The sequence below is a fragment of the Rhodococcus sp. ZPP genome, from assembly GCF_017656075.1.
GTDB classification, from domain to species: Bacteria; Actinomycetota; Actinomycetes; order Mycobacteriales; family Mycobacteriaceae; genus Rhodococcus_F; species Rhodococcus_F oxybenzonivorans.
On the sequence record NZ_CP058638.1, the window covers coordinates 968,101 to 980,885 of the forward strand.

Sequence of the window (12,785 nt, forward strand, 5' to 3'; positions counted from 1 at the left end):
GTCAGCATTGACCACGGACAGCACGCACCGCAGCCGCCCCGGCTGGGATGTCCTCGCTATCGGTCGTTGTGGGGTCGACCTTTACCCACTCCAGACCGGGGTCGGGCTCGAGCAGGTAGAGACATTCGGCAAGTTCCTCGGCGGCAGCGCAGCCAATGTCTCCGTCGCCGCCGCGCGCCTCGGTTGCCGCAGTGCCCTCATCTCCGGCGTCGGCGACGATCCGTTCGGACGGTTCGTGCGCTCGGCGCTCACCGACCTCGGAGTAGACAACCGTTACGTGCACATCGACCCCGCATACCCGACACCGGTCACGTTCTGTGAGATCTTTCCCCCGGACCACTTTCCGCTGTATTTCTACCGCAAGCCCGCGGCCCCCGACTTGCAGATCTCCCCCGAGCACATCGACACCGCCGCAGTGCGAGAGGCGAAGCTGTACTGGTCCACGGCGACCGGACTGTCCGAGGAACCGAGTCGCAGTGCTCATTTCGCAGCCTGGCAATCGCGGGGCCTTCAGCAGCACACCGTTCTCGATCTCGACTACCGGCCGATGTTCTGGGCCTGTGCGGCCGAGGCCACCGTGCAGATGCAGCGCGCTCTCCGACACGTCACCATTGCGGTGGGCAACCGCGAAGAATGTGAGATCGCGGTCGGTGAGACCGACGCGGACAACGCCGCCGACGCCCTCCTCGACTTCGGTGTCGAACTCGCGATAGTGAAACAGGGCCCGCATGGTGTGCTCGGAAAGACGCGCAGCCAGCGCGTCACCGTACCCGCGATCGACGTGCAGGTGGTCAATGGACTCGGCGCAGGTGACAGCTTCGGCGGCTCCCTGTGCCACGGACTTCTGTCCGGATGGCCGCTCGAGAAAGTACTGCGATACGCCAATGCCGCAGGGGCGATTGTGGCGTCCCGCCTCGAATGCTCCACGGCGATGCCGACGGCCGAGGAGGTACGCGCACGTGCCGAAGTCGACACTGCGGAGGTCATCGATGTCTGACACGTTCGTCCCCTGTGCGCATCGCGACTCGCCACTGACCGCGCCGGAGGGGATGCGATGAGCAGCAAGTATTACCTGCCCGTCGGCTCGGCCGCCACCGGCCCCTTCGACCTCGAGGTGACGCCCGAATCCGCGGGCTGGACCGAGTCGAGCCTGCGCGTTCTGACACTTCCTCTCGACGGCTCTGCGGAATTCGACACCGGCGCAGAAGAAATTCTCGTCGTTCCCCTCTCGGGATCGGTGACGGTGTCCTGCGCGACCGAGGAGTTCGTCCTCGCCGGGCGACGATCGGTGTTCGACGGTCCCACCGACTTCGCGTATGTCGGCATCGACTCCGCCTACCGGATGACGGCCTCGAACGGTGGACGCTTCGCGCTCTGCGGCGCCCGGGCCCGGCAGAAGTTCCCGTTCCGATATGTACCCGCCGCAGACGTGTCCGTCGAACTGCGCGGCGCGGGCAACTGCAGCCGGCAGGTGCACAACTTCGCGACCGCAGACCGGTTCGAGGCAGATTCGATCATCGCGTGCGAGGTGATCACGCCCGGCGGCAACTGGTCGTCGTATCCGAGCCACAAGCACGACGAAAACAGCGCTGCCGAATCCCAGCTGGAGGAGATCTACTATTTCGAGATCGCCCAGGCACATTCGCGGACAACAGATTTCAGTGGCACCGGATTCGGCTACCACCGCGTGTACGGCACACCCGAGCGGCCGATCGAGGTGCTCGAGGAAGTACGAACCGGCGACGTCGTCCTCGTTCCGCACGGGTATCACGGCCCGTCGATTGCCGCACCCGGCCACCACATGTACTACCTGAACGTCATGGCCGGTCCCAGCGACGAGCGGTCCTGGAAGATCTGCGACGACCCGGCGCACGCCTGGGTCCGCACCAGTTGGGAGCACCAGACCGTCGATCCACGACTGCCCCTGCACCGCTCCACCTTTCCGAACGGAGCATGACGTGGTGACCATCGCGCCTCGATCGGAGAACGAAGATCCCGACGCCGAGGGCACCGTGCACCTCACTGTGGCCCAGGCGGCCCTCAGGTTCCTCGAAAACCAGTATGTGGAGCGGGACGGCGCACGGAACCGGTTCTTCGCCGGTTGCCTCGGCATCTTCGGCCACGGCAACGTGGCCGGTGTGGGACAGGCGCTGCTGCAGGCGGAGATCGACGCCGCCGAAGCCGGGACCACACCCGAGTTGCCTTACGTGCCCGGCCGCAACGAGCAGGCGATGGTGCACACAGCCGTCGCGTACGCGCGGCAGAAGAACCGCCTGCAGACGTGGGTGGTATCCAGCAGTGTCGGGCCGGGCTCGACCAACATGCTTACCGGTGCGGCACTCGCCACGATCAACCGGTTGCCGGTGCTACTGCTGCCTGCCGACACGTTCGCGACCCGTGCGAGTGCCCCGGTTCTCCAGGAACTCGAATTGCCGTCCAGCGGTGATGTCACCGTCAACGACGCCTTCAAGCCGCTGTCGCGATACTTCGACCGGGTGTGGCGCCCGGAGCAGCTGCCGGCGGCGCTGCTCGGAGCGATGCGCGTGCTGACCGACCCGGCCGAGACCGGCGCCGCCACGGTCGCCATCCCGCAGGACGTTCAGGCACAGGCATTCGACTGGCCGCGCTCGCTCTTCGCCCCTCGCACCTGGCACGTCGCCCGGCACCTGCCCGAACGGTCCGTGCTCACCCGCGTTGCCGATATCATTCGCTCGGCACAGAACCCGCTCATCATCGCCGGTGGTGGTGTCATCTACTCCGGTGCGACCGACGCCCTCGTCGCGTTCGTCGAGCAGACCGGCGTCGCTGTCGGTCTGACGCAGGCAGGCAAGGGATCGCTCGCTTCCGATCACCCACAGTCGCTGGGAGCCATCGGCTCGACCGGAACCACGGCGGCCAACACGTTGGCCACCGACGCCGATGTGGTCATCGGCATCGGTACCAGGTACAGCGATTTCACGACGGCGTCGCGGACCGCGTTCGCACACCCGAACGTGCAGTTCGTCAATATCAATGTGGCATCGCTCGATTCGGTGAAACAGGGCGGAGTCAGCGTCATCGCGGATGCCCGGGAAGCGCTCGAGGCGCTCGGCCCCTTGCTCGGCGACTATCGCGTATCCGAGGAGTACCGCACGCGGACACGCGAGCTCGTATCCCGCTGGGAAGCGAAAGTCGAGTCGGCGTACCGCATCACCGACGACACTCGGCAGGTGAACCAGAGCCAGGTGATCGGCTTGGCGAACACCCTGTCGGACCCACGTGACGTCGTGGTCGGCGCCGCTGGTTCCCTGCCCGGCGACCTCCACAAGCTGTGGCGGACGCGTGATGCGAAGGGCTACCACGTCGAATACGGCTTCTCTTGCATGGGATACGAGATCGCCGGCGGAGTCGGCGTCAAAATGGCCTGTCCCGACCGCGACGTCTTCGTCATGGTCGGTGACGGTTCGTACCTCATGATGGCCACCGAGCTGGTGACTGCAGTGCAGGAGAATCTCAAGCTCATCGTCATCCTGGTGCAGAATCACGGTTTCGCCTCGATCGGATCGCTTTCCGAGTCGGTGGGATCCCAGAGATTCGGCACGGAGTACCGTCGCCGCGGCGCATCGGGCCGGCTCGACGGCGAGGTGCTCCCGGTCGACTTGGCAGCCAACGCAGCCAGTCTCGGCGTAGATGTCATTCGCGTGCAGACAGCTGCGGAGTTCGCCGACGCCGTCAAGGTCGCGAAGGCCGGCGAGACGACTACTGTCATCCACGTGGAAACCGATCCGCGTTCCCCGGGCCCGGACAGTGAATCCTGGTGGGACGTTCCGGTGTCTTCCACGTCCACGCTCGACTCGACCCGAACCGCCTACGAGACGTACGCACAGTGGAAGAAGATCCAACGCCCCTTCCTGCGTCCCTCCGGAAACTAGAGCGACTACCCAAGAACCCGAAAGGAGCGCCGAGATGAGCGCGATCCGCGTCGGATCAGCCCCTGATTCCTGGGGTGTCTGGTTCGCCGACGACCCGCGGCAGATTTCCTACGACCGCTTCCTCGACGAGGTGTCCGCAGCCGGTTATGAATGGATCGAACTGGGCCCGTACGGCTACCTGCCCACCCAGCCGGAGAAGCTGCGTGACGAACTCGACGCCCGCGGCCTGAAACTGTCCGCCGGGACGGTGTTCGAGCACCTGCATCGACCCGATTCCCGGGAAGCCGTCTGGTCCCGGATCGAGGACGTCGCCGCCCTCACTGCGGCTGTCGGTGGCCGGCACGTCGTCGTGATCCCCGAGATGTGGCGCGATCCGGGCAGCGGCAAGGTCCTCGAAGATCGCAACCTCACCGCGGAACAATGGACGAACAAGACCGCAGGAATGAACGAGTTGGGCAAGAGAATGTTCGAGCAGTACGGTGTCGAAGCGCAGTACCACCCGCACGCCGACAGCCATATCGACGAGGAGGAGCGGGTGTATCGTTTTCTCGATGCCACCGACGAAAAATTCGTCAATCTGTGCCTCGACACCGGGCACATCAGCTACTGCGGTGGCGACAATCTCGCGATCATCGCGCGCGCGGCCGAGCGTATCGGCTACTTGCACCTCAAGCAGGTCGATCCCGAGGTCCGGGCCACGGTCGAAGCCGGCGACCTGCCGTTCGGTGAAGCCGTGCAGCTCGCCGTCATGATCGAGCCTCCGCTGGGAATCCCGGACATGCCGTCTGTCCTCGCGGCGATCGACACGCTCGATATAGACGTATTCGCCATCGTCGAGCAAGACCTCTATCCCTGCGCCCCCCACGTCCCCTTGCCGATCGCGCAACGCACTCGAAAGTATCTGGAGGGCTGCGGGATAGGTTCCGTTCGCTTCCACTGACAACGTCAGGAGTTCGTTCCCCGATGACCGCAAGCCGGAACCTCCGCATCGCCGTACTGGGCGTCGGAATGATGGGCGCCGATCACGTCACACGCATTACCTCCACAATCTCTGGTGCCCGGGTCGCGGTGGTCAACGACTACGTCGTCGAGAAGGCTGCGCGACTCGCCGCGACCATCCCGGGATGCCGCGTCGTCGAAGATCCGCTAGATGCGATCGCGGACCCTGACGTCGACGCCGTACTGCTGGCCACTCCCGGCCCGGCCCATGAGAAGCAACTGCTTGCGTGCCTCGAGCACGGCAAGCCGGTGATGTGCGAGAAGCCCCTCACTACCGACGTCGCCACATCACTCGAAGTGGTCGCGCGTGAAGCGGAGCTGGGCACGAAGCTCATACAAGTGGGTTTCATGCGCCGATTCGATCCCGAGTACCGGCAACTCGCGGCCCTCCTCCACTCGGGGCAATTGGGGCGCCCCCTGCTCTTGCACTGCATCCACCGAAACCCGAGCGTGCCACCTCATTTCGACAGCGCCATGATCGTCAAGGATTCGCTGGTGCACGAGGTCGATGTGACCCGCTTCCTGCTGAACGAGGAGATCTCCTCCGTTCAGATCATCACGCCCCGACCCAACCCGCGAGCACCGGAGGGCCTGCAAGATCCGCAGATCGCCCTGTTCACCACCACGTCCGGCATGCACGTCGACGTGGAGGTGTTCGTCACCACCGGGGTCGCCTACGAGGTCCGTACAGAGGTTGTCGGGGAATCGGGTAGCGCAATGATCGGTCTCGATGTAGGACTGATTCGTACGAGCACGCCCGGCATTCGAAGCGGTCGGATCACGCGGACCTTCACGGAGCGGTTCGGGCAGGCCTACGACATCGAGATTCAGCGGTGGGTCGATGCTGTCCGCTCGGGGTTCAGGACGGGCAACTACATCGACGGGCCGGACGCATGGGACGGTTACGCGGCCGCCGCAGTGTGCGCTGCGGGGGTCGAGTCACTCGAGACGGGTGAACGCGTCACAGTGGAGATGGTCCAGCGATCCTCGATCCGGAGTCCGGACGACCGGTAAGTGACGCCGCGCCGGGCCCCTCAGCCGGCCGCCCGCAGTTGGGCGGCCAAGCGCATCGCCGAGTTGGCGTCGCCGTAGCCCTCATACCCGCCGATCCGCTGCACCACCTCGAAGAACAGGTCGGCGCCCACCGTCCTGGTGAACACGTGGAAGAACTCCCCGTGCGGATCGGCGTCGTACATGATGCCCGAACTGCTCATCCGGTCCAGCAACTCCCGCGACAGCCCGAACCGGGCCTCGAGGTCGTCGTAGTAGTTCGGTGAAATCGACAACGGCTCGAACCCGTTGGACTGCATCGCCGCCGCCGCAGTGAAAATGTCGCTGCACGAGAACGCCACATGGCTGATCCCACCACGCCTGGTCGCGGCGATGTGCGAATTGCCGGGCGCTGCGCCCGGAACCATGTTCAGGGAGATGCGCAGCGGCCGGTCGACGCCGTCCACACCCGTCTGATCCATCGTCAGCGCCTGACTGCGCATCATTCCGACCGCGTCGGTGACATCGAGGCCCTCGTGCGGCGCCATCGCGAACACCGACCGCAGCAGCAGCATGATGCCGTCCCAGTTGTCGGACGGCACCGCCAGAGCCACATGGTCCACACCCGTGAAGACGGGAACGTCGTCCTGCCATCGCGACTCGGTGGGGTACAGGTCGAACGCCGACTGCCACGCAGCCGCACTCCCGGGCCCTCGCAGGTCCAGCGAGGTCGCATCGGTGATCTTCAGCCGCACTACATCTGACTCGAGAGCCGTGTCCACGCCCGGCAACTGAACCTCGTGCACCGGCACCTCGAGCGCTGCCGCCCGCTCACCCCACGCATCTGGGTCGCTCGACCGGATACCGATCTGGGTGAGCACCGGCAAGTGCGCAGGCAGGCCCGGGGCAGTCCACACGGTACCGGCCGTGGCGTCGACGATGACGGTCAACGGCCCGTGCCGCCACAACTGGAGGTCGTGGTTGCGATGCCGCCCCGCTAGCTGAAAACCGATGTGCTGCAGTGCCTGCCGCAGGTCCGCTTCTTTTCCGGGACCCGCCGCGAGGCGCAAGGAGACGATTCCCTCGAGCGGCGCGCGGGGCGGTGGCCGGAAGAGGACGGGCCCGCCGTCGGCCTCTTCGCCGCGTTCCGCCAGAACTCGGCCTACTTCCTCCTGCAGATACAACAACGAACGGTGAGCGTCGGCCGCCGTGCGACCGGTGGACGACTGCCGGAACGTGTCGTTGAATATTTCGAGTGACCACGGGCCCTGGTACCCCGCCGCCTGCACGTGCGCACCGAACGCCGCGAGGTCGAAGTTGCCCTGCCCCGGGAAGTTTCGGTGATGCCGACTCCACTGCAGGACATCCATCGACAGGCGTGGTGCGTCCGCGAGTTGCAGGAAGAAGATCTTCTCACCCGGGATGTCGCGGATACCCGACGGGTCGTCGCCGCGCGAGAGGATGTGGAAGCTGTCGAGACACGTTCCGAGGGCGGGATGGTCCGCGTCCGCCACGATCTTCCACGCATGACGATAGGTGTTGACGTGCGTTCCCCAAGCCAGCGCCTCGTACGCGATCCGCAGTCCACGGGCGTGCGCACGTTCGGCAAGAATGTGGAGTTGCGCGGTGAGAAGACCGTCGTCGCGTACCGCCTCCGGCAGCGGAGACGAGCAGACCAGCATGGTGTCGCAGCCGAGCTGCTCCATGATGTCGAATTTGCGTTCGGCCCGGACCAGGTTGCGGGCGAAGGTCGCATCGTCCGTCGAATCGAGGTCACGGAACGGCTGATAGAGATCGAGCGTGAGCCCGAGATCAGTTGCGCGGATATCGAGTTCACGTGGAGACCACGGCGAGCTCACAAAGTCGGGTTCGAACACCTCGAACCCGTCGAAACCCGCGGCGGCGATCGCGGCGACCTTCTCCTCCAGCGACCCGCTGAGGGAGACGGTGGCGACACTTGTCCGGATCCGCTCTGCCACGACGTACTCAGCCCTTGTTGCAGATGAAGTCGACGGCCAGCCCGTACCCGAGAATACCCAGCCCGGCGATCACGCCGGTGGCAATGCCGGAGACGTACGAGTGTCGCCGGAATTCCTCGCGCGCGTGAACATTGCTGATGTGAACCTCCACCAACGGCACCTCGAGCGTGACGAGTGCATCGCGTAGCGCCACCGAGGTGTGGGTGTATCCACCGGGGTTGATCACCACACCCGACGCAGTGGTCCGCGCTTCGTGCACCCAGTCGATCAGTTGGCCCTCGTGATTGGACTGACGAGCCACGATCTCCCGACCGGCCTGCGCAGCCGAAGTGCGACAGAGTTCGACGACGTCATCGAGCGTCTCGGATCCGTACACCTCGGGCTGGCGCTGCCCGAGCAAGTTCAGGTTGGGGCCGTTCAGAACGAAGATCGGTCCTGGAGCTGTCATCGCGCGCGTTACCTCCGTATGTACGAACTAGTGAGTTAGTCCGCAATCAGGATACAGCGCGCCTCCGCCTACGCGGACTTGTCCCGGCGTTCCCCACGGTCGGGCTTGCGCGGCACGATGGTCGGCAGAACGTTGTCGTTGACCGTTTCGGCACTGACCACGACTTTTTCGACATCGTCGCGACTCGGGATGTCATACATGACCGGGAGAAGAACTTCTTCCATGATCGCGCGGAGACCGCGGGCACCGGTGCCGCGAAGAATCGCTTGGTCGGCGATGGCCTCGAGCGCGTCCGTGGTGAACTCCAACTCCACGCCGTCCATGTCGAAGAGCCGGTTGTACTGCTTGACCAGCGCGTTCTTCGGCTCGGACAGGATCTGGACGAGTGATTCCTTGTCGAGGTTGGTGACCGACGCCACCACCGGCAAGCGACCGATGAATTCGGGAATCAGACCGAACTTGATCAGGTCCTCGGGCATGACCTCGGCGAAGTGGTCCTGCGTATCGATCTCCGCCTTGGAACGCACCTCGGCGCCGAAGCCGATTCCGCGCTTGCCGACCCGGTCGGAGACGATCCGCTCGAGTCCGGCGAAGGCGCCGGCCACGATGAAGAGCACGTTGGTGGTGTCGATCTGGATGAATTCCTGATGGGGGTGCTTACGCCCGCCCTGCGGAGGCACGCTCGCCTGCGTTCCCTCCAAGATCTTCAAAAGCGCCTGCTGCACGCCTTCACCGGACACATCGCGCGTGATCGACGGGTTCTCGCTCTTGCGGGCGATCTTGTCGACCTCGTCGATGTAGATGATGCCGGTCTCGGCGCGCTTGACGTCGTAATCGGCGGCCTGGATCAGCTTGAGCAGAATGTTCTCGACGTCTTCACCCACGTAACCGGCCTCGGTGAGTGCCGTGGCGTCGGCGATCGCGAACGGGACGTTGAGCATCTTCGCCAACGTCTGAGCAAGGTAGGTCTTGCCACAGCCGGTGGGGCCGAGCATGAGGATGTTCGACTTGGCCAGCTCGACCGTCTCACCACGCGCGTCGCGTCCCTTGTCACCGGCCTGGATGCGCTTGTAATGGTTGTAGACGGCGACAGCGAGGGTCCGCTTCGCGGCGTCCTGGCCGATCACGTAATTTTCCAGAAAGTCCCGGATCTCGGCAGGCTTCGGCAGCTCGTCGAGCTTGACCTCGCTGGACTCGGCCAGCTCCTCTTCGATGATCTCGTTGCAGAGGTCGATGCACTCGTCGCAGATGTACACCCCAGGCCCCGCAATGAGCTTTTTGACCTGCTTCTGGCTCTTACCGCAGAAAGAGCACTTGAGCAGATCCCCGCCGTCACCGATGCGTGCCATCTCGTCAGGTCCCTACTTCCTTCGTTTACGTGCAACCACCGAATCCCGATGACACGCATGCTGCGCACCCATCGAAAACGAAAGCCCGTTATGTGACCGTACCCGCAGATCGCGAGCGAGGTCGACTGGTTGTCGGTGATTCGCTCGCCGATCTTCTGGGAACGCCAGCCTTACCGACGCCGCACCCGGCCCGTCGCAACTCCACCCTCACGGCGTGTCGCCCGAGCCGGGGCGGCAATACATCACTTCTGGGCGCTGAGTTTGCGGTACTCGAGCACGTCGTCGATGATCCCGTATTCCTTCGCCTCTTCGGCGGTGAGGATCTTGTCGCGATCGGTGTCCTTGCGAATCACATCCGGCGTCTTGCCGGTGTGCTTCGACAGCGTCGTCTCCATCAGGCGGCGCATGCGCTCGATCTCGGCTGCCTGAATCTCGAGGTCGGACACCTGGCCCTGGATGCCACCAGAGGCCGGCTGGTGGATGAGGACGCGAGCGTTCGGCAGCGCCAGGCGCTTGCCGGGCGACCCGGCGGCCAGCAGCACGGCCGCAGCCGACGCCGCCTGACCCAGGCACACCGTGGTGATGTCGGCGCGCACGTACTGCATGGTGTCGTAGATCGCCATCAACGAGGTGAACGAACCACCCGGGGAGTTGATGTACATCGTGATGTCGCGATCGGGGTCGAGCGACTCCAGGACGAGCAACTGAGCCATCACGTCGTTTGCCGAGGCATCGTCGACCTGGACGCCGAGGAAGATGATGCGCTCCTCGAACAGCTTGTTGTACGGGTTGGACTCTTTGACGCCATAGCTCGAGTGCTCGATGAACGACGGCAGGATGTAGCGCGACTGCGGGGCGGCGGGCGCCTGGCCTCCCAGGTTGCGGGGATCGAACAGGTTGGTCATCAGTTCTCCAAGGATGTGTGGGACACGGGGAGGGTCAGGGGCCGGATTCAGCTACCGGTTCCACCCGCCTGGCGTGCGCGGGAGACGACGTGGTCGACGAAGCCGTATTCGAGAGCCTCATTGGCGGTGAACCAGCGGTCGCGGTCGGAGTCGGCGGTGATCTGCTCGACGGTCTGACCGGTGTGCTCGGCGATCAGCTCGGCCATCTCACGCTTGGTGTGGGCGAACTGCTCGGCCATGATCGCGATGTCACTGGCGGTGCCCCCGATACCGGCGGACGGCTGGTGCATCATGATCCGGGCGTGCGGGAGAGCGTAACGCTTGCCCTTCGCACCGGCGGAGAGCAGGAACTGACCCATCGAGGCGGCAAGACCCATTCCGAACGTGGCAACGTCGCACTCCGCGAACTGCATCGTGTCGTAGATCGCCATTCCGGCGCTGACCGAGCCGCCGGGCGAGTTGATGTAGAGGGAGATGTCCCGATTGGGATCCTCTGCCGACAGCAGCAGGATCTGAGCGCACAGCTTGTTCGCGATGTCGTCGTCGACCTGGGTACCGAGGAAGATGATGCGCTCGCGCAGCAGGCGCTCGTACACCGAATCGCTGAGGTTCAACCCAGCGGTGGCTGAAGTCATGGCGGGACTCTGCAAAGTCTCCAGGTGATTGGAAGTCACGGTACCTGCCTTCTCCGTAAATCGTTGATTGCTGACACAGACACTAACGAAGGAGGGCGGCACCGGAGTCCCGGTGCCGCCCTACTTCGCTCAAAGCGGAAAACAACTCACCGCCGAACATGCGGGAAACACCCCGCGACCAGCGTTAGCTCTGGTCTTCGCCCTCGGCGGAATCCGCGGCGGGCTCATCGGTTTCGGTCTCGCCGTTGCCGAACAGTTCCGCAGTGTCCACCGTGGCACCCGTGGTGTCGGTGACGGTGGCCTGCTCGACGACACCGGCGAGAGCCTTGCCGCGGCGCACGTCGGCGAAGACGGCACCGAGCTGGCCGGCCTGCTGGATCTGCTGAATGAACTGCTCCGGAGCCATGCCGTAGCGCTGGGCCTGGAACAGGATGCGCTCGGTGAGTTCGTCCTGGCCCACAGTGACGTCGGACGCGTCGGCGATGGCGTCCAGCAGCAGCTGGGTCTTCACCGAGCGCTCGGCGCTCTCCTTGGCGTCCTTGTCGAACTCTTCGCGGCTGGTGCCCTGCTCCTCGAGAGCCTTGTTCAGGGCGTCCTCGTCGTGGTCGAGGCTGTGCACGGCGTCGTGCAGTGCCGCGTCGACCTCGGCCTTGACGACTGCCTCGGGCAGCGGAACCTCGACGGTCTCCAGCAGGGTCTCGAGGACCTTGTCGCGGATCTGCCCCGCCTGCTCGACCTTGCGAACCCGTCCGACGCGCTCGCGCAGGTCGGCCTTCAGCTCATCGAGGGTGTCGAACTCGCTTGCCAGCTGAGCGAACTCGTCGTCCTCCGCCGGGAGCTCGCGCTCCTTGACGGTGCCGACGGTGACGGTGACGACGGCTTCCTTGCCCGCATGATCACCGGCGACGAGTGTCGAGGTGAACTCCTTGGACTCGCCGGCGGAGAGACCGATGACGGCCTCGTCGAGGCCCTCGATCAGCTGACCGGAGCCGACCTCGTGCGACAGTCCGCTCGCGGTGGCCTCGGGAACGGCCTCACCGTCGACGGTGGCCGACAGGTCGATGGAGATGAAGTCGCCGTCCTGAACCGGACGATCGACGCCGGTGAGGGTGCCGAAGCGCTGACGCAGCGACAGCAGCTGCTCCTCGACGGCCTCGTCGGTGATCTCGATGGGATCGACGGTGACGCTGAGTTCGCTGTAGTCGGGCAGCGTGATCTCGGGACGCACGTCGACCTCGGCGGTGAACTCGAGGAGCTCGCCGTCCTCGATCTTCGTGATCTCGATCTCGGGCTGACCGATCGCCTTCACCGCAGCCGTGGTGACGGCCTCGGAGTAGCGGGACGGGAGTGCATCGTTGACGACCTGCTCCAGGACGGCTCCACGTCCGACACGAGCTTCGAGCAACTTGGCCGGTGCCTTGCCCGGACGGAAGCCGGGGAGACGGATCTGTTGCGCGAGGGCCTTGTAGGCCTTGTCGAAATCAGGCTTGAGCTCCTCGAAGGGCACCTCAACGTTGATACGGACTCGCGTCGGGCTGAGCTGCTCGACGGTGCTCTTCACGGACTGGC

11 protein-coding genes are annotated in these 12,785 nt (G+C 64.8%); 5 read left to right on the forward strand and 6 right to left on the reverse strand.

The features are described from left to right. The first annotated feature begins 7 nt into the window (after positions 1–7). Genes iolC through HYG77_RS04490 form a run of 5 tightly spaced genes read left to right on the forward strand, consistent with a single transcriptional unit; the run spans position 8 to position 5,924 of the window. On the forward strand, positions 8–997 hold the full coding sequence (iolC, locus tag HYG77_RS04470) for a 5-dehydro-2-deoxygluconokinase (RefSeq protein WP_208961933.1): 990 nt from the start codon (positions 8–10) through the stop codon (positions 995–997). Positions 998–1,054: 57 nt separating this feature from the next. Further along, complete coding sequence (gene iolB / locus HYG77_RS04475) at positions 1,055–1,957, forward strand: 5-deoxy-glucuronate isomerase (protein ID WP_208961934.1); 903 nt, start codon at positions 1,055–1,057, stop codon at positions 1,955–1,957. A gap of 1 nt (position 1,958) precedes the next feature. Then, a complete protein-coding gene (gene iolD / locus HYG77_RS04480; protein WP_208961935.1) occupies positions 1,959–3,911 on the forward strand; it encodes a 3D-(3,5/4)-trihydroxycyclohexane-1,2-dione acylhydrolase (decyclizing) in 1,953 nt (650 codons plus the stop codon). Between the two features lie 34 nt (positions 3,912–3,945). Further along, the gene (locus tag HYG77_RS04485; protein WP_109328861.1) at positions 3,946–4,851 is read left to right on the forward strand and encodes a sugar phosphate isomerase/epimerase; all 906 of its coding nucleotides are present in this window, start codon (positions 3,946–3,948) and stop codon (positions 4,849–4,851) included. A gap of 23 nt (positions 4,852–4,874) precedes the next feature. Beyond that, positions 4,875–5,924 (forward strand): Gfo/Idh/MocA family oxidoreductase, encoded by a 1,050-nt coding sequence (locus HYG77_RS04490; RefSeq protein WP_208961936.1) that lies wholly within the window; start codon positions 4,875–4,877, stop codon positions 5,922–5,924. A gap of 20 nt (positions 5,925–5,944) precedes the next feature. Here the strand turns inward: HYG77_RS04490 and HYG77_RS04495 are convergent, their stop codons facing one another. From HYG77_RS04495 to tig, 6 genes are all read right to left on the reverse strand, one after another. Further along, positions 5,945–7,879: a sugar phosphate isomerase/epimerase and 4-hydroxyphenylpyruvate domain-containing protein gene (locus HYG77_RS04495; RefSeq protein WP_208961937.1), complete on the reverse strand. Its 1,935-nt coding sequence runs from the start codon at positions 7,877–7,879 to the stop codon at positions 5,945–5,947. Positions 7,880–7,886: 7 nt separating this feature from the next. Next, complete coding sequence (aroQ, locus tag HYG77_RS04500) at positions 7,887–8,327, reverse strand: type II 3-dehydroquinate dehydratase (RefSeq protein WP_208961938.1); 441 nt, start codon at positions 8,325–8,327, stop codon at positions 7,887–7,889. A 68-nt stretch (positions 8,328–8,395) separates the two neighbouring features. After that, positions 8,396–9,676, reverse strand: coding sequence for an ATP-dependent Clp protease ATP-binding subunit ClpX (gene clpX / locus HYG77_RS04505; protein WP_109328853.1), 1,281 nt, complete (start codon positions 9,674–9,676; stop codon positions 8,396–8,398). A 242-nt stretch (positions 9,677–9,918) separates the two neighbouring features. Further along, on the reverse strand, positions 9,919–10,581 hold the full coding sequence (locus tag HYG77_RS04510; RefSeq protein ID WP_109328851.1) for an ATP-dependent Clp protease proteolytic subunit: 663 nt from the start codon (positions 10,579–10,581) through the stop codon (positions 9,919–9,921). Positions 10,582–10,628: 47 nt separating this feature from the next. Continuing rightward, on the reverse strand, positions 10,629–11,216 hold the full coding sequence (locus HYG77_RS04515; RefSeq protein WP_109328849.1) for an ATP-dependent Clp protease proteolytic subunit: 588 nt from the start codon (positions 11,214–11,216) through the stop codon (positions 10,629–10,631). 184 nt (positions 11,217–11,400) lie between these two features. Next, positions 11,401–12,777, reverse strand: a complete 1,377-nt coding sequence (gene tig, locus HYG77_RS04520; RefSeq protein WP_208961939.1) for a trigger factor — start codon at positions 12,775–12,777, stop codon at positions 11,401–11,403. Between the last annotated feature and the right edge of the window lie 8 nt (positions 12,778–12,785).

Excerpts from the sequence above, each read along its gene's own strand:
- iolB (WP_208961934.1), top strand. The coding sequence starts at position 1,055 with ATGAGCAGCAAGTATTACCTGCCCGTCGGCTCGGCCGCCACCGGCCCC.
- HYG77_RS04485 (WP_109328861.1), top strand. The coding sequence starts at position 3,946 with ATGAGCGCGATCCGCGTCGGATCAGCCCCTGATTCCTGGGGTGTCTGG.
- HYG77_RS04490 (WP_208961936.1), top strand. The coding sequence starts at position 4,875 with ATGACCGCAAGCCGGAACCTCCGCATCGCCGTACTGGGCGTCGGAATG.
- aroQ (WP_208961938.1), bottom strand. The coding sequence starts at position 8,327 with ATGACAGCTCCAGGACCGATCTTCGTTCTGAACGGCCCCAACCTGAAC.
- clpX (WP_109328853.1), bottom strand. The coding sequence starts at position 9,676 with ATGGCACGCATCGGTGACGGCGGGGATCTGCTCAAGTGCTCTTTCTGC.
- HYG77_RS04510 (WP_109328851.1), bottom strand. The coding sequence starts at position 10,581 with ATGACCAACCTGTTCGATCCCCGCAACCTGGGAGGCCAGGCGCCCGCC.
- HYG77_RS04515 (WP_109328849.1), bottom strand. The coding sequence starts at position 11,216 with ATGACTTCAGCCACCGCTGGGTTGAACCTCAGCGATTCGGTGTACGAG.